The sequence below is a fragment of the Synechococcus sp. MIT S1220 genome (assembly GCF_047303025.1).
Lineage (GTDB): Bacteria > Cyanobacteriota > Cyanobacteriia > PCC-6307 > Cyanobiaceae > Parasynechococcus.
The window spans coordinates 2,616,184-2,637,072 of the sequence record NZ_CP138939.1 but is presented as its reverse complement, the minus strand read 5'-3'; the positions used below and the strand labels follow the sequence as shown (position 1 = coordinate 2,637,072).

The 20,889-nt window shown below is 45.4% G+C and carries 23 protein-coding genes and 2 tRNA genes; 16 read left to right on the top strand and 9 right to left on the bottom strand.

The genetic code is table 11. The annotated features are described in order from the left end of the window. Positions 1-23: 23 nt before the first annotated feature. Positions 24-875: a hypothetical protein gene (locus SIB64_RS13245; protein WP_413440661.1), complete on the bottom strand. Its 852-nt coding sequence runs from the start codon at positions 873-875 to the stop codon at positions 24-26. A 556-nt stretch (positions 876-1,431) separates the two neighbouring features. Between SIB64_RS13245 and SIB64_RS13240 the strand changes: the two genes are divergently transcribed. Beyond that, the gene (locus tag SIB64_RS13240; protein WP_413440660.1) at positions 1,432-1,938 is read left to right on the top strand and encodes a hypothetical protein; all 507 of its coding nucleotides are present in this window, start codon (positions 1,432-1,434) and stop codon (positions 1,936-1,938) included. A 211-nt stretch (positions 1,939-2,149) separates the two neighbouring features. On the opposite strand, the gene SIB64_RS13235 is transcribed toward SIB64_RS13240, so the two are convergent. Both SIB64_RS13235 and SIB64_RS13230 read right to left on the bottom strand, forming a co-directional pair. Continuing rightward, on the bottom strand, positions 2,150-2,827 hold the full coding sequence (locus tag SIB64_RS13235) for a hypothetical protein (RefSeq protein ID WP_413440659.1): 678 nt from the start codon (positions 2,825-2,827) through the stop codon (positions 2,150-2,152). Positions 2,828-2,891: 64 nt separating this feature from the next. Continuing rightward, a complete protein-coding gene (locus tag SIB64_RS13230) occupies positions 2,892-3,023 on the bottom strand; it encodes a hypothetical protein (protein ID WP_413440658.1) in 132 nt (43 codons plus the stop codon). Positions 3,024-3,413: 390 nt separating this feature from the next. Here SIB64_RS13230 and SIB64_RS13225 point away from each other — a divergent pair, with 390 nt between their 5' ends. Further along, a complete protein-coding gene (locus SIB64_RS13225; RefSeq protein WP_413440657.1) occupies positions 3,414-4,973 on the top strand; it encodes a hypothetical protein in 1,560 nt (519 codons plus the stop codon). A gap of 168 nt (positions 4,974-5,141) precedes the next feature. Here the strand turns inward: SIB64_RS13225 and SIB64_RS13220 are convergent, their stop codons facing one another. From SIB64_RS13220 to SIB64_RS13210, 3 genes are all read right to left on the bottom strand, one after another. After that, positions 5,142-5,405 carry a hypothetical protein gene (locus SIB64_RS13220; protein WP_413440656.1) on the bottom strand — a complete coding sequence of 88 codons (264 nt, stop codon included), beginning with the start codon at positions 5,403-5,405 and terminating at the stop codon, positions 5,142-5,144. Positions 5,406-5,796: 391 nt separating this feature from the next. Beyond that, positions 5,797-9,915, bottom strand: coding sequence for a hypothetical protein (locus SIB64_RS13215; protein ID WP_413440655.1), 4,119 nt, complete (start codon positions 9,913-9,915; stop codon positions 5,797-5,799). A 237-nt stretch (positions 9,916-10,152) separates the two neighbouring features. Next, positions 10,153-10,770: a hypothetical protein gene (locus SIB64_RS13210; RefSeq protein WP_413440654.1), complete on the bottom strand. Its 618-nt coding sequence runs from the start codon at positions 10,768-10,770 to the stop codon at positions 10,153-10,155. Between the two features lie 666 nt (positions 10,771-11,436). Between SIB64_RS13210 and SIB64_RS13205 the strand changes: the two genes are divergently transcribed. The 10 genes from SIB64_RS13205 (at position 11,437) to SIB64_RS13160 (ending at position 16,998) form a co-directional block, all read left to right on the top strand. After that, the gene (locus SIB64_RS13205; RefSeq protein WP_413440653.1) at positions 11,437-11,760 is read left to right on the top strand and encodes a hypothetical protein; all 324 of its coding nucleotides are present in this window, start codon (positions 11,437-11,439) and stop codon (positions 11,758-11,760) included. A gap of 257 nt (positions 11,761-12,017) precedes the next feature. Next, a complete protein-coding gene (locus tag SIB64_RS13200) occupies positions 12,018-12,482 on the top strand; it encodes a hypothetical protein (protein WP_413440652.1) in 465 nt (154 codons plus the stop codon). A gap of 234 nt (positions 12,483-12,716) precedes the next feature. Continuing rightward, on the top strand, positions 12,717-12,998 hold the full coding sequence (locus tag SIB64_RS13195) for a hypothetical protein (RefSeq protein WP_413440651.1): 282 nt from the start codon (positions 12,717-12,719) through the stop codon (positions 12,996-12,998). Next, entirely contained in the window at positions 12,995-13,546 is a 552-nt protein-coding gene (locus SIB64_RS13190; RefSeq protein ID WP_413440650.1) for a rhomboid family intramembrane serine protease, read from the top strand. Before SIB64_RS13195 ends, SIB64_RS13190 begins: the two co-directional genes overlap by 4 nt. Positions 13,547-13,660: 114 nt before the next feature. Further along, positions 13,661-14,158: a hypothetical protein gene (locus tag SIB64_RS13185; protein ID WP_413440649.1), complete on the top strand. Its 498-nt coding sequence runs from the start codon at positions 13,661-13,663 to the stop codon at positions 14,156-14,158. A gap of 218 nt (positions 14,159-14,376) precedes the next feature. Then, positions 14,377-14,700, top strand: a complete 324-nt coding sequence (locus SIB64_RS13180; RefSeq protein ID WP_413440648.1) for a hypothetical protein — start codon at positions 14,377-14,379, stop codon at positions 14,698-14,700. Between the two features lie 282 nt (positions 14,701-14,982). Next, a tRNA-Met gene (locus SIB64_RS13175) sits at positions 14,983-15,054 on the top strand. A 586-nt stretch (positions 15,055-15,640) separates the two neighbouring features. Then, entirely contained in the window at positions 15,641-15,838 is a 198-nt protein-coding gene (locus tag SIB64_RS13170; RefSeq protein ID WP_413440647.1) for a hypothetical protein, read from the top strand. Positions 15,839-15,968: 130 nt separating this feature from the next. Then, the gene (locus tag SIB64_RS13165) at positions 15,969-16,448 is read left to right on the top strand and encodes a pentapeptide repeat-containing protein (protein ID WP_413440646.1); all 480 of its coding nucleotides are present in this window, start codon (positions 15,969-15,971) and stop codon (positions 16,446-16,448) included. Between the two features lie 253 nt (positions 16,449-16,701). After that, positions 16,702-16,998 (top strand): hypothetical protein, encoded by a 297-nt coding sequence (locus SIB64_RS13160; RefSeq protein WP_413440645.1) that lies wholly within the window; start codon positions 16,702-16,704, stop codon positions 16,996-16,998. 854 nt (positions 16,999-17,852) lie between these two features. Here the strand turns inward: SIB64_RS13160 and SIB64_RS13155 are convergent. Beyond that, a complete protein-coding gene (locus tag SIB64_RS13155) occupies positions 17,853-18,125 on the bottom strand; it encodes a DUF1651 domain-containing protein (RefSeq protein ID WP_413440644.1) in 273 nt (90 codons plus the stop codon). 75 nt (positions 18,126-18,200) lie between these two features. Between SIB64_RS13155 and SIB64_RS13150 the strand changes: the two genes are divergently transcribed. Further along, positions 18,201-18,280 (top strand) — tRNA-Met (locus SIB64_RS13150). A 27-nt stretch (positions 18,281-18,307) separates the two neighbouring features. On the opposite strand, the gene SIB64_RS13145 is transcribed toward SIB64_RS13150, so the two are convergent. Beyond that, positions 18,308-18,655 carry a hypothetical protein gene (locus tag SIB64_RS13145; RefSeq protein ID WP_413440643.1) on the bottom strand — a complete coding sequence of 116 codons (348 nt, stop codon included), beginning with the start codon at positions 18,653-18,655 and terminating at the stop codon, positions 18,308-18,310. A gap of 47 nt (positions 18,656-18,702) precedes the next feature. On the opposite strand from SIB64_RS13145, the gene SIB64_RS13140 reads away from it, so the two are divergent. Then, positions 18,703-19,785: a calcium-binding protein gene (locus SIB64_RS13140; protein WP_413440642.1), complete on the top strand. Its 1,083-nt coding sequence runs from the start codon at positions 18,703-18,705 to the stop codon at positions 19,783-19,785. Between the two features lie 165 nt (positions 19,786-19,950). On the opposite strand, the gene SIB64_RS13135 is transcribed toward SIB64_RS13140, so the two are convergent. Beyond that, the gene (locus SIB64_RS13135) at positions 19,951-20,181 is read right to left on the bottom strand and encodes a hypothetical protein (RefSeq protein ID WP_413440641.1); all 231 of its coding nucleotides are present in this window, start codon (positions 20,179-20,181) and stop codon (positions 19,951-19,953) included. A 56-nt stretch (positions 20,182-20,237) separates the two neighbouring features. On the opposite strand from SIB64_RS13135, the gene SIB64_RS13130 reads away from it, so the two are divergent. Next, complete coding sequence (locus SIB64_RS13130) at positions 20,238-20,486, top strand: hypothetical protein (protein WP_413440640.1); 249 nt, start codon at positions 20,238-20,240, stop codon at positions 20,484-20,486. Positions 20,487-20,489: 3 nt separating this feature from the next. Next, positions 20,490-20,738, top strand: coding sequence for a hypothetical protein (locus tag SIB64_RS13125; RefSeq protein WP_413440639.1), 249 nt, complete (start codon positions 20,490-20,492; stop codon positions 20,736-20,738). Positions 20,739-20,889: the final 151 nt, after the last annotated feature.

Genomic DNA, 20,889 nt, shown 5'->3' with positions numbered 1-20,889 from the left:
CTAAAGGAACTCGTTCCCACCAATTAAACAGCTTTGCAATCGTTAGGATCAACAAGGATCAAGTTTGGATAGCCTTGAACATCTTTCCCAAAGCGTTTAATGGCCTGGTTGTATATATTACAAGCCGACTTAAGATCTCCAAGCAAGACATTGATTCTTTGAACTTGTAAATAATAGTAAATATCTTCTGGAGATTCCGCCAACAGCACGACATAGTCACTCAAAGCACCTTGTAGATCACCAAGCTGCTCCTTAGCCTCTGATCGGGACATATAAGCGAATGGAAAAGGAAACAGCTCAATAGAAAGATTGAAGTCTTGTATCCCACCATTAACATCACCCATCAGAACTTTGATCTTGCCGCGTTCATAAATATTATGAGCATCCTCAGGCATCAATTCAGATAAACGATCACGATCAAGGATTACCGCCTGTCCATAAACCTCTGCCCTGTGTTTTGGATAGCCACCCAAGTACTTAGTATTCTCTAGAGCTACTGTGTGCAAAAAACTGCTGGTTGCGATTCGTGACTCCAAGAGATCTAGATTCTCAGGCTCCAGGGTCAAAGCGATTGAAAGATCTTCTAATTCACGATCATATTGATTTATTATATTATAAATTTCAGCTCGTTCGACATATCCCTCCGAACGCTTAGGATCGATCTTAATTAAAGTTGTGAGGAAATCAATTAAGTCTTGTGGGCTTCCCGAATATTTAATTTTAATTTCAGGAAGCTCAGCAAGTTTTTTATCATATAACGACTCATGTCTCTCCAACTCTGCCGCAAAGAGGGGCAAACCTGATGGTTCCGCAAAAAGAGAGGGAAAACCAAAAAGTAGAAGATAAACACCAAGACATCGCAGGATAAAAAACATTTCTCTAAAAATAACGTGTGCTATCCCAAGCTACACCATAAGTGCCACAGAATATCATTTATATCACCTACCGAAACAGACTCCTCTCCAAAGGAAAAACTCTCTCAATATGTTGTCGACAACATATGGGGTTTTTAAGTCAGAGATATGAACTCCCCAGCCACACCATATTTACCATTTCACGAATCGCCTTGGATTTTGCGGAAGGTTGCACCACGCCGAAAGAAATCGGCGCGGGCAGAAATTGAATCAATCAACTCCTAATAAACGAACTCAGACAGAACCAGCGACGGGGTAGAGCAGTCCGGTAGCTCGTCGGGCTCATAACCCGAAGGTCGAAAGTTCAGATCTTGCTCAGCTGGAATCAGGCGCCTGGTTAGAGCACAGGATTCATAACCCTGAGGTCGACCATTCGGCTTTTAACCGGTTGGTCCTTCCCGCTCGGGCGCTTGAGTTCGTGGGTTCGAATCCAACCCTCTCCGTTTATGCCAAGTGCGCAGCCTGTTAAATCCATGCAATTATTTGCCACGCGTGGCGGAAAAGGTATGATGGGTTTATGGCTAAGACGCTTAACCACTATTCGCAACAGATCCGCTCTCTGGCGCCGGAGGCCGTCGCTCTAGATCGTGCCAAAACCCTTGGTGATCTATTGATCGAAGCCAAGGCTGCAGTCAAAGCAGCGGGCCGTTTATGGGGCGACTGGTTGCAAACCGATTGCGATCTGTCCCCACGCAATGCAGGGCGGTTTATGACCATCGCCAAGCGGTGGAACGAACAGGCTTTTTCCGATGCCAGAGAGGCCAATCCCAAACTTGCGATCCGCGAAGCCGACAAGGTGTTGGCTGCCAATTCCAAGCGGAAAAGGGCCGAGCCAGAGCAACGTGATCCTTATGCGGAAGCAATGAGCAAACTGGCGATCATCCACTTTGATTTGCAGTTATTTTCTGAAATTCAATTGGCCGATCAATTAGCCGGTGAGCAGATCGAAGTTGCAAATCAAGCTTTAGCTGAAGTATTCCGTGCAATGACAACAGGGTGGGTTTCGAACCTGACCACTCGATGACTGATCAGTTTGTTCTTGAAGAGGAAGCGTAGCCAATTCTTTGGTTGATTCTAGAAGAACTGTAGACGAAACTGCTAGGCGATGGATTGATTAATCAAACAATTATAAAAGCATCGAATATTGTAATTTAAAATTTTGTTAGTTGCTTTATGCGTCATTTCAGTCTTTATTGGCATGCCTTTGGATTGGGGTTAATTTTGGTCTATGTTGATTATTTCCATGGTGAAAATGTTTGAACATGGTGATCAATTAAGTCCCAAACGGGGATGCTCAGGTAGCTGGCAAGCTTCTCAGCGTCGTGACGAATCGCTTTAAAGGATCCATGGTCTGTAACGTTGAATCGTTCGGCGTTGTTGAGAACCAGGTTCATCTCATAGCTGTAGTACGAATTTTCTGATCCTGCCACGCGTTCACTGATCAGCTGAATGGCATGTACTTCGTTGAGAGGGAAATTTGTGCCCTTGCTGGTGTAAATTCCTTCATTCTTGTTGAATAGAACATTTTTTTGATACAACCACCACAATAATCCAGCCCCGAAGACTGAGAAGAGTAGGGGGAAAAAGGGGACTATCGCAGGAGGCATGTTTCCGCTGGTGACTGTAGATGGTTCGTTAAAGAAGCTCGTCAACATTATTGAAAAGACAATTCCTATGCTGATAAATAAAAAACAAAATAACTTGGCGGCGGGGGACACTTGCATTTGTAATGAAGTGCTTGGGCTGTTGATGGCCTGGATGCCCCTACTTGACAACAGCCGGTGGGTACAGAAACTGCTTCCGCCGGATACAAGCGGACTCCAACGTGTTTTCAGGGCTACGGGGTCATCAAGAGTATTTAGGTCAAAAAACTCGCGTCTGTCTTTGAATAAACCTCGAAGTTGTTGCAGCATGTTTAGCGCAGTTTGGCGATCACTATCTTTAGTTTATTCAGTGTGATTGATTGATGCTTGCAGCTCATGACCAACAGCTGTAGTGGGAGACGTCGCCTGCACCAAAGAATTGATGTGGTGTGAGCTGGTCGTATCGATGGGCTGTTTCAGCTGGTGGTGTGTCGTAAGGAGGCCTGAACAGGTGCTGCAGTTCCACGACATGGCTGTTGTCTCCTTGCTATGCCGGAATCAGGCGCCTGGTTGGAGCTCAGGTGAGCTCGTGGGTTCGAATCCCACCCTCTCCGTTTATGTCAAGGATGCAGCTCCGAAAAAATCAACCTGGAGCAGGGCTATCGAAGGTTCGAACTTGACACCCTGCATGCCATGCAGGTGCTCTACCGGCTGAGCTGTGGCTGGCCAGATTGCGCACCACTTTGGGGTACTGGGGGTCGTGGAAAGACCAGCCTTTGAAAGGGGTTTTGGTCTCTGTGACCAACCTCACAGGGACTGTTGACGCAGGTCATCGAGTGAGCCAGTGATTCCGGAGATGGTGTGTGCATCGGAGGGGGACGACCCCAAACATCCAATCAACAGACTTCTCAGGCCCATGGCTCCAAAACAGCAACCAGGTTCATCCACAGACATTGAAATGGGTGGAGCCATAATTACCGGCTCAAAATCAGGAAAGAATCAATACGATATTTATTTTATTGAGCCAGATAGTGGGTCAGACATTGAATTCCCACCCATCCATATAAAAGGTGATGCCAAAACCGAGCAGGCAAAAACAAGTGCAACTGCAAGTGCTCTTTACAGCATGGCGACGGGAACATTAAACGGAGCGATTGGCAATACGGCAGGAGCCTTCTCTGTTAGCAGCGTTCCTTCAACTGGCAAAGTAAAACTTATTTCAACTGTTGTGGCAATTGGCACAGGCTACATTGCTAGCGAGGGATGGCAATCGTCTGTAGAAGAAGAGAATGACAATTTTGGCGAGGATTTAGCTGTAACTATTGGCTCAAGCCTTTTAGCTGACGCGATTGTTACTGGTGTGGGTATTGCTGGAGGCTTTGCGGCAGCTCCAATTGTTATTGGAGCAGGAGTAGCGGCCGGATTGGGATATGGTTACTACTGGTTTAAAGACAAATTTTTTGGTACTCCAAATGAAGAAAATACCGCTAATTATTCTTCTACTGCAGGCAATGGAAAAGACAATCCAACTACAAATCCCAATACAGATTCAACAACTGGTCAACACGGGGAACCAAACGGTGGAGCAGGGTACGGATATGAGCTTGGTGCACCACCAGTTAATTCTGAAGGCGGCACTCATCCTGGCGGCGGATCAGGAGGACAAGATCAAGATCCTGGACCAGATAAACAGGCCGAAAGTGATGGTAATTGCACAGACTGGGAATACACAGATTGGGGTAGACAGTGCAGCATTGATAACTACCGGGGAGATCTCGGTGGAGATTCATCAACAAATCCGGAGGATCAAAACTCTTCTGATGGACCTAAGATCCCAGCTAAACCCCCTGGAGATGTTGGGGGCAAGTACTTTGATATTTTAAACCCAGGCTCTAGTCAGGGCTATAGGCCATCACCTGACAGCAACAATGGCGATGGGCCCGATGGACCAAGACCGTGGGATTTAGGTTCGCGTATTAACAGTGATGATGATTATGGCTGTGATCCTGTCAATGGTCCTACAGATAATTCTGGCGGTACTGAAGGGAATATTAGGTGGAATTTCTTTAAACTACCTCCCAAAAAAGGAGGCTTTGGAGATTCGGGTGGTGGATTTGATGACAACTATTTGCCTAACCCTGAAGATGATTGGGGGGTCAATGGACCTAATGCAAAGTCATTGAAAGGAATGATGAAAAGGCAGATTTATGATCAAATTATGGATTTCCAAGCAGATACTGTCCTCGGACAATTGCAAGAAACAGGACATGATGACGCCATCATCTCTGGAGCTCGACAAAACAAGCATGGTGATTTCCAATTCTTCTTTGATCTTGACGGATATTCAAAGGCCTCTTCTGCCAAAAAGAATGAGGTAGATATGGTACAAGTCGTCACCGGCTTCATGGACACCAATAAGAATGTAGTCTCTGATTTCTTGATTGAAACGATGGCAGCAGACACACTTTCAATGTGATTCGTAAAGCCGAAGTGCCTGAAGTTCATTCGATGAACCGAAAGCCATACAAGACTCTTTCAGGGAAAAGCAGGGCAGGTTGTGTGGTTCCTGATCAATCCCCCGGCAGACCAACAACAATCAGTAGCCCCGTCAGCAATGGCGGGGTCTTTTTCAATGACAGTTGCCTCAACGGGATGCGAATGAAGCTTCCGGCAGCAGGTTGACGCGCTCAGTCAGAACAGCATCAACAATCCCGTAGACGTAAATCGATTGGCAGATTCGCAAGCGCGCTGTGACATCGCTCGTTTGCTTCAAAGCTTCGAGCAGGTTGCAAAGGCAGTTGATGTTCTTGTTGCGGTCCATGGTGGTGTTTCTCCGGTGACTGCACCCTCGCTGTGCCGTCGTACCCAGGTGCTGAAGTAAGTCAACGCGTCCTGTGATGCTCGTCACTGGCGCAAATTCTGATGACACAACCAGCAGTGAAGGAGCTGTTTCTGCACTGGTTTGCCCCTTTCAAGTCCGAAGAAGAGTCTGAAGGACATCGCCAAGCGTGCTGTGCTACTTACCTATGCCGATCAGACAAGGATAGTGATCAGAAACTTAAGCAGGTATGGTCCTGGCCCACCAGGTCATGGACTGGGTCATCGAAGAACTGAAAGGGGAGGAGAGCTGCCTTAGGCCTTGATGCTCAGGTACAGAAAATGCCTCTACCTCCTTACCAGAATGTACTGAACAGAAAGCATTTTTTTTGATCAATGACAAATAAATAAAAATTTAAGTTATCGACACTTGTAAAAAAGATCTAGAAGTTCAAGACGCTTTAATCCTGAATTTAGGTAAATCAAATATAATCGCTCATTTCGTAGACCCATTCTTGATGTGATTTATCGGTAAACTGGCGCCGATTAAGTATTGAATTTTCATCAAGAGTCTCGTTGCCAAGGATGTTTACGTTGACGACTGAATAAGAATGTCTTCTTTTGTTTTTGTAGTAAATTTTACCATTGTGTGATATAATTTTAATTTTTTGGTCATCCATCAAAGACTTAAGATCTCTATTGTTTCTGGCTATTTTGAGTGAATCTCGCTTAACACCAGAAAAAACTATTTTATCCATCTCCGGATCAAAGCTTTGTATTGAGTCGTTGCCATTTCTAACAATGACATAGCTCTTCCCTTTGCTTTTTGATAAATCGTAAACGTTATCCCCAGCTCCGCCAACCAAATAATTTTGTTTACCTTTAGCGACCAATAAGTCATCCCCACGTCCACCTACTGCCAAATCAAACCTGCCTTTTGTCACGATAGTATCATCACCCTTTTCTCCAATAAGCAATTCATTCGCACCTTGACCTATAAGCATATCATCACCTTTACCGCCAAAAACTTTTTGTTCATTAGCATCAACCTTGAAGTAATCATCACCATCTCCTAAGTCATGCACAAATGATGTTGCCTGGACCAATTCCGACTTTGTTGTTTGTTTTTGCGCTCTCATTTTATGTTTGACACTTTTTTGTGCAACTCGACCTTTCTCATTTGAAGAATCCCCAGAAATATAATCATCACCGTCTGTCCAATTCTTAACGACTTTGTCAACATCATAAGCATCAATTATCATTGAATCTCCATTAAAAATTTGGTATTCAGTGTTTGCAATTTTTTTGAAAGTAAAATTAGTGCCAGACGGAGCATCCTCTAAATTAAAAATTAGCTTATTCCAGCCTTCATTGCCTCTTACTACTGTTTTCAAATCATACACGCTACCATTCTGAATTGCATCCTCGGAGTTATATGCCTTTTTGTGAGATATAACGAATTTATCATCTGCCTTAGAACCAACTATCGTTGATCCTGCACCGGCCTTAACGAGAATAGGCAACAGATTATTATCTTGATCAATATTTTGGTAGTCTGATAAATCGACACTACTCTTAGACCATAGCTCAAAAGTTTCTACAGAATTGATAGATGTATTCAACTCGCTTTCTTGCACCCAACTAGGAGGAAGTGACACTTGTTCTGGATCTGCAGTAGATGTGTCTGATGATGCAGGTGTGTTGTCGACTGGATCCTGCTGAGAAGGATTATTAGAGTCTGCAGGTGTGTTATCGACTGGATCCTGCTGAGAAGGATTATTAGAGTCTGCAGGTGTGTTATCGACTGGATCCTGCTGAGAAGGATTATTAGAGTCTGCAGGTGTGTTATCGACTGGATCCTGCTGAGAAGGATTATTAGAGTCTGCAGGTGTGTTATCGACTGGATCCTGCTGAGAAGGATTATTAGAGTCTGCAGGTGTGTTATCGACTGGATCCTGCTGAGAAGGATTATTAGAGTCTGCAGGTGTGTTGTCGACTGGATCCTGCTGAGAAGGATTATTAGAGTCTGCAGGTTGGGAAGTATTTATATTTTCATCAGGTGATTCTTGTAAAGGATCTGAAATTGAAGTTTTTATGGACAAATCTGATAAATGTAAATTTAAATCCGAGGTCGATTGAAAGTCATCAGAAAGCTGGAATTCCCCTTGGAGCGTAAAGCCCTGCTCTAAACTACTATTATTGAGATCATTTGGAGCAGTTAAAATGACTTGCCATTTATCATCTGAAATTTGTTTCTTTTCAAGTTGGATGTTTGAAAAATATGAGTCTTTAGGTTCTGAATCACTCGTGAATGAAACAGACCAACCTGGTTTCAAAGTTTCGTTGGAAATATTTTCAATAGATAGACCTACAATTGTTGATCCAACCCAAGAATCCTTCCGCTCAAAATTGACCGATAAATTTTCGTTTAGGCTAGTTTTTTTGGACGGTAAAGATATGACATTTGATTCTAAGTTTCTTTTTAATCTTCGTACTGAGTTTGATGACACCCTCTTTTTCTCAGTAACATCAGTAGAAGTATTTATTTTAGAAACTGAAAGTGTATTTTCAACATCGGATGGCTTGATTGATACAGCCTGTTTGGTTACAGCATAACTCACAGAATCTATACCATACCCCCCCGAAACCGTATCCTCACCAAAACCAGGCAAAACAATATCATCCCCCTCTCCAGCGACGAGCAATTCATTGCCATTGCTCCCGATAAGATAATCATCTCCGCCATAACTGTAAATTTTAGCTGGATCATCCTTGGGAATAAAATTATTATCTGACCTATCTACATGAATTGTATCGCCTACTAATGTACCATCGCGAACTCCTGGACGCTTGATGGTTATTTTCTGCAAATTCCTATTGGTCAGCGTCCAATCAGTATCCGTTTTAATGAACATTTGCGTGACAAGACTTTTCCAGTCAACATTATTAGAGGCTGCTTTATCATAAGAAGAATCTGATAGTTGTAGTTTAAGGAAACCTGCTAGATCATTATTCTGCTTATCATAAGAAAAACTCAAAATATCTTTACTCCTATCGTTCCCGTCAACCTGCTGATTTAAAAGAATGATTCCATGATCGTCAATGGAAGGTATTGAAAGTGTATCCTTGCCAAGCTCGAAATTTTCAATAACAACCGGAGAGCGCTCTTTAGTAATGTTAACACTTCCAATCGTTGCAGCACTATTTTCTCTCAAGTATTTCTTTAAATCTGCTTGCTTCTTATTGTTGTCATCGAGTTTTCCCTGCAATTCTTGAATAGTATTTGCGTAATCACTTGATTGTCCACCAAGGCCATCAAAAATATAGGAATTTAAATTATCTTCTACTACATTTATACCCGCACAGCCGATTGCACCCCATGAACAAAATGATCCCATTGCCGCACCAGTAATGCCTTTGGCAATACTTTCGGGATTAAAAATGTTCTTAAGTACATCTCCAATTCTTGCATGGGAATGTTCAGCTGCAAATTGTTTCGCTTGTACTTCGGAAAGCTGTTTTTGCAACTTGGATGATTGATCAGGATTTACAGCGCGCCATAATTTATTAAAAGGATTCTGAGGATCATTGAAATTTGAAGTAACACCGACCCAATTTGAAGAATCTTCAACTGAAATTACAAAAACATCTGATCTGCCATCAATGCCTCTAAGATTGTAATCTCTAATGTCTGCAACAGTTTTAACTCTTGGCGTTGATACGCCATAAAGGTAAGGTTTTGCATCATCATTGTTGATCACTTGATCTTTAGTCAACTGAATATATTGAGCGCCTTCTAAAACACCGTCTTTGGGCTGGTCGGGATCATTACTTATGCTTTTACCGCCAGTATTAAACAGTTGGTAGCCAGGCATAAATGTAGATTCCACATCTCCATCACTTGTCAAAGTAACAAGGGCTTTATGCTGTTGGTCTACTTCAGAATATGTATCATAAATAAAGACTTTTGCTTTTTCTAGATTTTTATTGGTCTCTGCATATATATTATTTCCAGCCGGGCCTTTCCAGAGTCCCCATCCGGAATCTGGGTCTTCACGGCCATAAGAGACATTATTAAAGAAATCAACTCCTTGAAGTGTTAATTTTGTATCAACTCCCCTGTTAATAATAGCTATCGCACCACCCTTTCCATAGCCGCCCTCTCCATAAGTGCCCCCGCCCCAAGTAGTTAATGTAGAGGGATCGGCATTAGATGTATGAGCATATCCACTATTACCTGTTCCGCCAGATCCACCACCGTGAATCGTGAGACCACCCGGACCTCCTTGCCCTTTAACGCTAAACCAGGTGTTTGGATTTTCACCAGCATTAGCGTTTGTCTTATTTACGCTGCTCCCTATCCATCCTGGCGGCCTAAGGCCTGGGGCACCACCACCACTGCCCCCTGCTCCACCTCCTCCATATATTCCACTATATGTTGTTGGTTGAACTGGTGTTTCCCCCTTGGTACTATTTTGTGTTGTTAAGCTGCCACCTAAAAAATGTTGTTCGCAAGCGGCGTTGTCATAACTAAAGCTAAAGCCCTTGTTTGTATATGAATATCTTGTAAAACTTCCACTTAATCCTGGGGTACTACCCATTGGATTATAGATTCTAACGTAATCAGTTTCAGCAGATCCACCATTAGCATTTCCTTTTCTATATGGGATCGACGGAGACGTAGCTGTTCCTCCACGCTCCGCTGCAGTATAGTCAGCATCCCAAAAACCTACGCTAGGACGTTCACTACTCCAGAAGTTGTTGTAGCACGTTTCATTGCCGTCATCAGTTTTTTCTGTAGGTACACCTTGTGGAACGATGATAGCTCCCTTCGCCGGTTAAGAAACTCCTCCACCCTGAGCAATTAAATCCTGAAAAATCGATCGTTTAATTGTCAAGTGTCCTGCGGAGAATGTTATTCCTCCTCCTACACCCACAGCACCACCAGCTCCTCTTTCTCCCGTGCCACCTTTTGCAATATTTTTTACAAAATTAAAATTATTGATGGATACTACCGGAGGCTGTCCGCTATATGATTTTGATAATTGATTATCATGAATTAGGTTTACATCACCAATATACATTAAACTGCCACTTGGATCGCCTATGCCAGAAGATTCATTTTGTATTTGAGCTTGAGGCGTCTTAACACTGTCTTTAAATTCACCAGGAAGAAGAGTTACTGAAGCAACAGGGCCATTCTCTGGGTTGAATAAAACTTCATTCCTATAAATATTAGGCAATGGCTGTTTTAGCCTAATTGTAAAATACCCAGTTCCAAGAAGTGGATCGCCTTCACTTCCACTTGGAACTTTGAATCTAATGTTATATTTGCCACCGTCTGTCGATTGTGATTTATTGATAGCGTCCCTTAAGCTACCGGGAATAACTGACTCACCAGGACTATTATCTGAGTTATTTGTAACCTCTAATATCGTAGGTTTTGTGTCTGTCATTTTTTAACAGTAATTACCTCATTATGCGAAGAGCCGAATGACGGCAAGTAGCTCCTTTATCTTTCTTAATGTTTTCTATTCCATCAGAGTAGCACTGCATACATTCGTTGGCCATTACTAACAGCACCGCGATCAAGAAGACGTCGACGGCTCAGGTGTGCGCGGTCGCCCCGCTTATGACATCAGCCAAGGTTTTCAGTGACATCGTGGAAAAAAAACTTGATCGCATGCAACGAGCCGCAGAACGGGATGTTAGGCGGGGGTATGACCCATCTGTTTCGTTGTCTGAATTTAGGCGGCGCTTGGATAGGCGTTCAGACATTTGGGATGCTCAGAGAGAGCATCGCTATTCAAATTGATGCTTGAAACTGCGGAAAGGAAGCTTTTTGAGAACTCGTCGGTAACCCTGATGCTGGAGCGTCTCCTCACACTCGAGCTGAAAGCTATACAAGACCCTTGACAGGGAAAAGCAGGGGGTGTTGATGTGTCGCCATCCATCTCCCGACCAAACAACTCACACGAACAGCAGCCCCGCCAAGTGCGGGGTTTTCTAGTGGCTAGATTGCTTGCTATGAAAGAGAAGCTCAGCACCTAGAAATCACATGGAGCCTATCAGAGTGGAGGATATAATGAAATCAACCTTGGATTTTCCACGAACTTGAATTCATGAAATACCTATCCACCATTGGAGCTTTGTTGATCGCAGTCGCGCCTGCAATTGCCGTAACGCCTGAACAAGATTATGAGTCAAGACTTAAACAGTCTTGGTGGCCAAAGCCAGGAACAAGTTTTAAATGTTATGTGGAACTTGAGGAAAATGGCTTATTTATATTTAACGAGGTTTTAAAAGAGAGTGAGACGAGTTGGGAGTTTTTCCCTCGTCCCCAGCCAAAGCGCTTTGAATTTCTTGAAGACAAAGGTGGCGCTTGGGTAGGAGGTGCGGATGATACCCGGCTTGTTCGGACTCAAGTCGGAATCTGTCATTACTAAGGCAATGGCGGTGTTTTTTGTTGCCTGAACAGAGAGTGGAACACTTCAGATAGTCACGTCTGAACCGTGACCATCGGCCCGCAACGCAATGTTCCTGCTCAATGAACTGGTCTCGGCACTAAGAGCCAATGCCCCTGACAGTTCAAGCGTTGATTGTGTGGCGGGGTGCAAGACCTTGGTAAGCCTGCAGTGGAGGAGCTGCTTCTGGATTGGCTTGCCCCATTCCTGAATGAAGATGAACGAGACAGGCTGGTGGCTTGGCACTTGGGGGTGAGCCTTTAGAACTTCTGGGGGAACGATCAGGAAGCAAGATCACCCGCTTATGTGATGGAATTTCAATTCATCTCTCTGAAGTTATGGTCACGAATGGAATTACCTCCTCACATCCAATCAATCAAATGAAACTATTCACTTCAATCGCTGCCGCCTCTGCTGTTATCGGCGCTTCTTTTGTTGCTACCAGCTCTGCAGAAGCCAAAGGAAACTGTACTTTTAAAGAGACTTCCGGAAAAACCATCGTTCAATCTGCGGAAGTGCATGGAGCCATGGGCAACATTTGGATTAATTGGGGAGATGGGGGTACAACAAATTTTGTGCGAATGGCAAACGGCTCTTATCGCGACGATGGTGGGAATATTTGGGATTTGAATGAACATCGTGGGGCACGATTACAATTGCGACGCGCAGATGGTGCATCAATGAGTTGTTTCAGCCCTTGGTGACAGTGTGTTGGCAAGCTTGAAGGGGGGCGTTGGATGTGTCGCTATCGATCTCCCGACAAAACAACTCATAGGGATAACAGCCACACCAAGTACTGTTTTTTTTATTGCTTGGTGCAATTCACCCAAATAGGGGAACGATTCGCAAGGAAGATCACCCGGATGGGTGATGGAATCTGAAAGTGAATCAGCGATGGTATGTGCATCGGGAGGAAACCTTCAAGCAAGATTATTTCAATGAATCATCCCAAAAAGGACATTCAACAGCTTCAGCAAGAAATGGATAAAGCTAGAGCTGACGTAAAGAAAGTATGCCATGGTGAGATTACTCAACAAACTAAAAACCAAAGTCTTGATGCGGTGCTAACAGGTGCAGGAATGCTTGTTATCTTGGGGCTTGCCATTGGGTTTGCGAGCCAACTCAAAAAGCACCAGGTCACCGTATTAACTTCTGGAAGTATTGGAGCTGCCAGCGGGTTGTTGATTGGTTACGCAGTGGGAAGAAGGAAGAACGGATGAAGAATATTCATTTAAAGCTACTGCTGCCAATTATCTTGGTTGGGAGTGCATGGATACAAGAAATAATTGACCAGTTTATTTGTGGCGGTACATGCAATCTACCTGTTCAGCCTGGCGGGCCGCTTTGGGGGATTTTGACTGCTCCATTTAGCCATGCCGATTGGGGGCATTTAATTGGCAACACTCTTTATTTTCTACCCCTTAGCTATCTAGTCCTTGTAAATGGGTTGAGCCACTATGTGGCCGTATGGGGCTGCGTAGTGTTTTTCAATTTGTTCCGACTGCTCTTTTGGCCGCGCGGCGGGCACGGTATGTCAGGCGTTGTTTATGGCTTGGTTGGTTACCTACTGGTCATTGGTATTGCGGAGCGCCGACCTCTTTCCGTTGCATTGACCGTTTTTGCCTTTGCTACCTATTCGCACTTTGTGCCAACACTTCTTCCTTGGGTTTCGCCGCCAGGGGTTAGCTGGATCGGACACTTCACGGGATTCACGGGTGGGGTTTTTGCAGCATTAGGAATGTTTCGCGAAGAGCACAAGAAAACTTGATGAGGGGCATTGGATGTGTCGCTATCGATCTCCCGACAAAACCTCACACTCCACTCCTCGTCAGCAATGGCGGGGAGTGTGACGTGTCACAGTATCTGCAGTGACAACGACAAAGTGAAATTACTTGCTGGATTACTAGGCACAACTCTCCTTCTGGCCGTATCAGTCCATGCAGCAGGGAAATGGCCAAGAGAATTTTATCCTCCGCGTGCTTACCCAGCTAATAGCAAAGAAGATCTACCAAGCCTGAGATCAGCTGTAGTTGATGGATATATCCGAACACAAGGCTATTCCTGGTGGGGTAAGCCAATCAATGAGACAGGACAGCTCCGTACATATGGAAACGATAAATGGGAGCAGATCTATGGTTTTCCAAGTTCGATGAATGGTTGCCATAACGGTGTTTTCTTAATGCACTGGCGATCATCAGGTGGACCTGTTCTATCGGCAGTGGGTTATGGATATGGAAATGAGCCTGAGAATATTGCAAGTCGTCCAGCAAGCTACGGCTATATATATGGAAACAACTGTGTACAACCGTTATTCAAAAGCGATGGCAATCATATAAACAACGTTGCCTATAGAGTTTATTACTATAAATTCGGGATCTAATTGCTTTTGCTGGTAAAAATAACATAGCTATTTGTAGCCCGTTTGGCATGGCTAACGGGTGAAGATGTAAGCACAGTAAATGCAAAGTTTTCTCCATGTCGTGCAATAATGCTGTAAGGTTTAGATTCCAAGACTATCAGCTAATGGGAGAATATTTTCTTGGCTCAGTCAAAGGCAAATGAGGCAGAACTGATTCAGGTTCTAGCGAACGTTTGGCAATGGAGATTGCTCAAATTGAGTGGAGATGTAGAAACCTAGACAGAGTTGAACCAGTTGGTGGAATGAAATATTCAACACATGATGGATTGGATGATAATCATTGGAATTTGGTCGAGATAGTCCAGATGTGTATTGAACTCCAAAAGTTTGGCAAACTAGAAACAATCTTGGAATATCTATACGCCATGAGAAAGGAAGCGCTAGAACAGGCTGGTGAACATGTAAGAGAGAAACTTGAACGCGAAAGGCAGAGAATCAAAGATGGCAAAGAAAGTACATATGAGAAATTAGCGGTTCTAGAAGAACTGGGCATACCAAAGTAATCAGAAATTAATCTCTAAATATCTACACCCACCTTTTAGTGGGAGAGAGGCAAGGTTTGTGGGGATATTGAGAGGGGAAATCAACTCATTTTGAAGAACACCCGAACCGTCTGCCTTATATCCGAGTTCGTAGGTGAGTCGATCGCGGCAGAGATGGATCTGGATTTAATGGATCGCCAACGGGCGATCGAGGCTGAGGTAAGAGAGCAGTTGGTCGCCCGCCTAGCCGGGATTGAATCAATCAACTCCTAATAAACGAACTCAGACAGAACCAGCGACGGGGTAGAGCAGTCCGGTAGCTCGTCGGGCTCATAACCCGAAGGTCGGGAGTTCAAGGAGCCAGTGCTCTCGGTAGCGCACTATAAGGATATGAGAAAGCTACTGCCCCTTATATCGCTGCTAGCACTTGCATCATGCAGCACTGGGCATGACTCTGCTCATGACCTGAAGTCTAATGAGCCGTTTGAGATGTACTGTCCAGGACGCACTTATCGGAGTGTTTGGACTATCGACCCCAATTTGTCGGAGGTTAATGTTAAACAGGTTAAGTTGTCAGACGGTTATGTGAGCGAGCCTGAATTTATTCTCGTCGAGTTAACTCCAAGTCGCTTTGTCCTTGAACTTGAAGGAGATCCAGACATTTCAATATTGATCGATAGGGATACAAAGAAAGTTTATAACGGGAGAAAGGTTAAGGACAAGGCAGATGCTTCATGCCGCTTCAAAACGCTGTAAATGTTGACAACGTTTGTTTCCATTATTTACTTCCCTTGGCGGGTGCTAAATAGATCGAGCTGAAGACCAGACCCCTGCGGGGCAACAGACAACCGGTGGTTAGATGAATGTTGGGCCCATAACGCCATCGAGGCGTGGCAAACGATATTGAAGACAGGGTGGAGACGTTGCAGGCCACCAGTGTGCTGAAGCCCCTTCTGCTACGTTGAAATTCAGACCTGTTCTGCAGCGCGGGGTGAGCAGTCCGGTAGCTCTTCGGGCTCATAACCCGAAAGGAGAGGGTTCGAATCCAACCCTCTCCGTTTATGCCGAGGGTGCAGCCCCGAAAAAATCAACCTGGAGCAGGGCTATCGAGGATTCGAACCTGACCCCCTGCATGCCATGCAGGTGCTCTACCGGCTGAGCAGTCGGCTGACGTGATGACAAAACCCTGATATTGATTAATCTCTTGTAGCTCGATAAGAAGGATTGTGCTGGAACGATTCATTCACCTAACCAGCCAAGCATTGCTGTGCTTTGTGCCGCTTGCAGCGATGGCCCAACCCTCTGAATTGCCAATGACTTGTCCGGGGTGCAACTTGCAAGGCATTGATTTCAATTCAGTGAGTATGGGCGATAAGCGTTTTATTGACTCCAATTTTTCGCAAGCTGATCTTCGCCGAGCCAATCTCAGCAATATGTACATGCTCACCACTAACCTGCAGGGAGCGGATCTGCGTGGTGCTGATCTCAGACATACCTTTTTTACTCGATCATCCAACTTTCGAGGTGCAGATCTTCGTGGAGCAAATCTGCATGATGTTTGGTTTACCGATGCAGACCTTCGTGGAGCTGATCTACGAGGGGCCAATGTGGGGTTGATTACAACCCTTGAGGGTGCTGATCTGCGCGGGGCGAAGGTGGATGCCAGCTTTTACAGCAAGGTCATGGCTGATCAGCCTTATGGAATCTGTTTGTTGAATACCACCCTGCCGAATGGTGACATTATTCGAGATAGCTGTGAATTTCGCTGAACTCTGATTTCTGCTGGGCTGGTGGTCCAAGGCGAAGGAATCAAGGCCACACCTTCCGGCATTGTGAAAACCGACGAGTTACGCAGCACCCCTGAATGTGGGCGTACCTACGAACTGCTGAAGGAAGTACTTGACTGGGATTGATCTGCAACCCCGTCAGCAATGGTGGGGTTTTTTATTGCCTGCGCATCTCTGTGATCAAGATCACAGCAAACGTTGAGCTAGGTCATCGGGTCAGGCGCTGGATCCGGAGATGATGAATGCATCGGGGGGAGACCTCCACTTCACTTCACCTCAACAAAGATCAATGATGAATGCTGAACTCACCCTGTCTCAGTTGAGCCGAGTCAGCGGTAGTGGAGCGCCAAAGAATCCATATGCGAAACTCCAAAAGCCCAAGCTAAAGAAAAAAGAGATCAAGCCTGTTAAGCCCCTGACTTTAAAAGATGTCATGAATGGTGGTGGTTCTCCAGGTCCCTACCTTCCAGGACCTGACTATGTCAGTCAGATGGCAGACATACCTACCGATTCAATGATGCGTTGGATGTAAGTCGTTGAATGATTCTTAAATCGAGCCCCGCCAAGTGCGGGGTTTTTTATTGCAGGGGCTTTTCATTCGTCAACTGCATCCCAGATGGGTATTTCTAGGTAGTCAGCAAGGATGCAGGCCTGTTTGCGTATCAATTTAAGGTTCTCATGATCATTCACGTTGCGGCGTCTTACATCCGTGAGGATCAGATTTAATTCATGCGCAACAATAGTCCTCCTCGGACCGCGATCAACTCTGGTGATTAACTGCAAAGCGTGAATCTTGTTGATTGGATAACAACGTCCTCCCTGCATGTAATGACCAGATCTGAGGTCAAAGCTAGATTTCTTCGTTCTTTGCCGCCTTAGCTCTCTGATGCTCATAAAGAGAAATATCAGTGACATTCCACAGATGATTAGAAATCCAATCCAAGCTTGTGATATGCTATAAAAATCTACCTGAATGATTAATGATATAAATCCTATTGTGAACGTAATGAGTGTTCCTCCAAAAAAAATGATCACCAAACTACAGCCAATGAGGACTGTATAATTTATATTGAAAGTGAGAGTGGGAGAGTTGTTATGTATTCGACGTTTCAAGCGAAGTGCTGATAGTTCATCTTCAATAGGTGAACAGTCCACCTGCAGAGCAACAGGATCATTAAATTTGTGGGGATCTATGTCCAAAACCATTGTTCAGAAGCGACAGATCGCCAACTGTTGGAGTATGCCAATGGCTTCGCTATTTTATAGCGCCAACGCCTTCAGGAAGTGGCTGGCTGGCTGACCTTTTTTTGGGTCTAAACAGCCGCTGAAGTCAGAACGTCCCATCGCTGCGCTCTACTAAGGCTCCGCTGGCTTGGGGCTCGCTGTTCAACGGAGTGGAGGTGCGCATCGCCGCCAGCCCGTTTTCAGCATTGATTGCCATGCCTCAATCGCGTTGTGGCGCAGCATTCGCCTCCGTGTTTGTGGCACTGGAGGGTGAGGTGGCACCCATCGATAAGTCCTTACTGCGACCCACTGGCCATGGGCTGATGGTGTATCGGGCCTGAACTGACACACCAGCTGTTGTTGATCGTTCACCAGCCATCCCACGCCATTGGGTTTCTCCTCTGGTGGCCGCAGTGAGCGGTTCTTGTTCGGCATTGCTGGAGCTTGGCCACCAGCCAACTGAATCGTGGAGTAGTTCAGCGTTTCTAAGTAAAATGAGCTCAGACAGAACTAGCGACGGGGCAGAGCAGTCCGGTAGCTCGTCGGGCTCATAACCCGAAGGTCGAAAGTTCAGATCTTGCTCCGCTGGAATCAGGCGCCTGGTTAGAGCACAGGATTCATAACCCTGAGGTCGACCATTCGGCTTTTAACCGGCTGGTCCTTCCCGCTTTTGCGCTTGAGCTCGTGGGTTCGAATCCCACCCTCTCCGTTTCTATCGAGGGTGCAGTACCGAAAAAATCAACCTGGAGCAGGGCTATCGACGGTTTGAACCTGACCCCCTGCATGCCATGCAGGTGCTCTACCGGCTGAGCTGTGGCTGGCCAGATGGCGCACCACTTTGGGGTCGTGGGGGTCGTGGAAAGCCCAGCCGTTGAAAGGGGTTTTGCTCCCATGTGATCAACCTCACAGGGACTGCTGACGCAGGTCATCGAGTCGACCAGTGATTCCGGAGATGGTGTGTGCATCGGCGGGGGACGACCCCAAAGACCTAAACCACACACTCCTTAGAACAATGTCCAACGCACTATTCAACGAACTCGACCCAGTAACGATTGATTCCATCCGCTTCATTATCAAAGATATCAAAGAGGCAGATAATCCAGAACTTGGTGAAAAAAATGCTCAAGAGAAATGGGCTGGCACCGAAGCACTTGAGATTTACAACGAATACAAAGATCAAGAACTGAAAATTATCCCTACGACGGACTATTCATTTGCGGAGCTGAAGTTCTTACACGTCGAAACTGCTCTCAACCATCACCATAACGACACAACCCTTAATGGCATGGGCTTGGTCATGATTGAGGATGGTGACTTGGGTTTCGGTAACTATGAAGACAACCACATCTATGTGAGCAGCCAGACCACGCGCACCAACTACCACGGGAATTTCAGAGGCTCATCATTAACCATTCAGGCATTTAGGGGTAATGATGCCATTTTTGGAAACGACCAAGATAGTTATATCTTTGGAGCAACGCAAGCGTTCCTTGAAGGGGGAAGCTACACACATGATTCAGATCACGATTACATCAAAGCTGGTGGTGGCAGCGATGCTGCTTACGGAGCCGGTGGTAATGACTTCATTGAAGGAAATGAGGGCAACGATTTCCTCTATGGGGGCCAAGGCTGGGACATCTTGATGGGTGGGCAGAATGACGACAAACTCTTCGGAGGCAAAGGATCGGACATTCTTGTTGCAGGAATTGGTGATGATATTTTGACCGGCGGAGAAGGTGAAGATGTGTTTGTATTCGGAGGCAATCCACTGATGCACTTCCATCAAAATACCATCAAAGATTTTGGGAATGGTTGGGACACAATTGTCTTTCCTGACACATTTGAAAATCTCGATTTACATGTCAGGGAAGATCTGGACCAAGGGAAGATCTTCGTTAGAAGTGGCGTAACTAATATCGATATTCTTGAAGTCAGAGGTACAATGGGGGAGGTTGGAATTAGCTCACGCCAGTTGTTCTCCTTTGGTGGAAATGAGCCAGGATTAGATCGTATTTTTAATTATACCGAAACCCACTTTGCTGAGATTGCAGTGAATGGCTTTGCTTCAGGTTGCAGCAGGGGTATTTGGTGTTGAAGATACTGCCGGGGCGCCTGATGTTTGGGTGTCCCTTTAAGGCTCCAGCTGCAAGCCATACAAAACCCTTTAAGGGAAAAGCAGGGCAGGTTGTGTGGTTCCTGATCAATCCCCCGGCAGACCAACACCGATCAGTAGCCCCGTCAGCAATGGCGGGATTTTTATTCAATCCTCTTCCAGTCGAGCGATCAAGTCAGCAACTGCCATCCGCACCAGCTTGGTCATTCGCACGTTCTTATCAGCCGACAATGCCCGTAATTTTGCGTTCATACGTTCAGACATATCAACGGTGCGACTCAGCAGCTCGCTGGCCTCATCGCAACCGCCTGCATCGAAGATCCAACCCAGATCCCAGAAGAGCTGCTTTCCGCGTATCACGACGCTCTGCAGCTCCATCTCCACATGAAAAAGGTCTCAAAGATGGCCTACGCGCTTGAGAGTGGGGCGCATCAATGAAGCAGAAAGCTCGTCCGGTCAGAGTGATTCGACCGACAAGCAAAAAGCAGACTTGCGTTCGCTGGTGGGTGATGAGTGCCTCTAACCGAATGATTAGCGGTAGTGAGCGCAAAGCCTTTTTCAAAACGCAGCTTGAGGCGTATCAATTTCTTCAGCGTGAAATTCTCTCGAAAAAATCACGTGGCGATTCAGAAATCAGATGGACCATCTCATTTGAAGAACCAACCATGACCCCTGAAAAGTGACCTATGGCATTTTCAAGAAACAGCAATGGCCCAAACTCTGACAGCCTGGTGCGCCTTGGTGGCCTCTGGCGCAATGAAGGCAAGGGAGGCAAAACCTATCTGGCGGGCAGCTTCGGTGGTGCTCGTCTGATGATTTTCCCGAACGGCTTCAAAGAAAAGGATTCTGATCCTGATTATGTGCTCTGCATCGCCCAATCACAGCCAAAAAAAGAAAAGGCTGAACCTAACCGTACTAACGATTTTCCTATCTAATTACTAACTCCACTAAACCCGCACCAACTTGGGACATTGGAGGTGACAGATATTACGAATTTATAGGTCAAAATCTTACTTTAGAAGAGTTACTTAAGGTAATTCGAGAAACCCTTGAATCATGTAATGAAAATGATGATATTGAAGATTG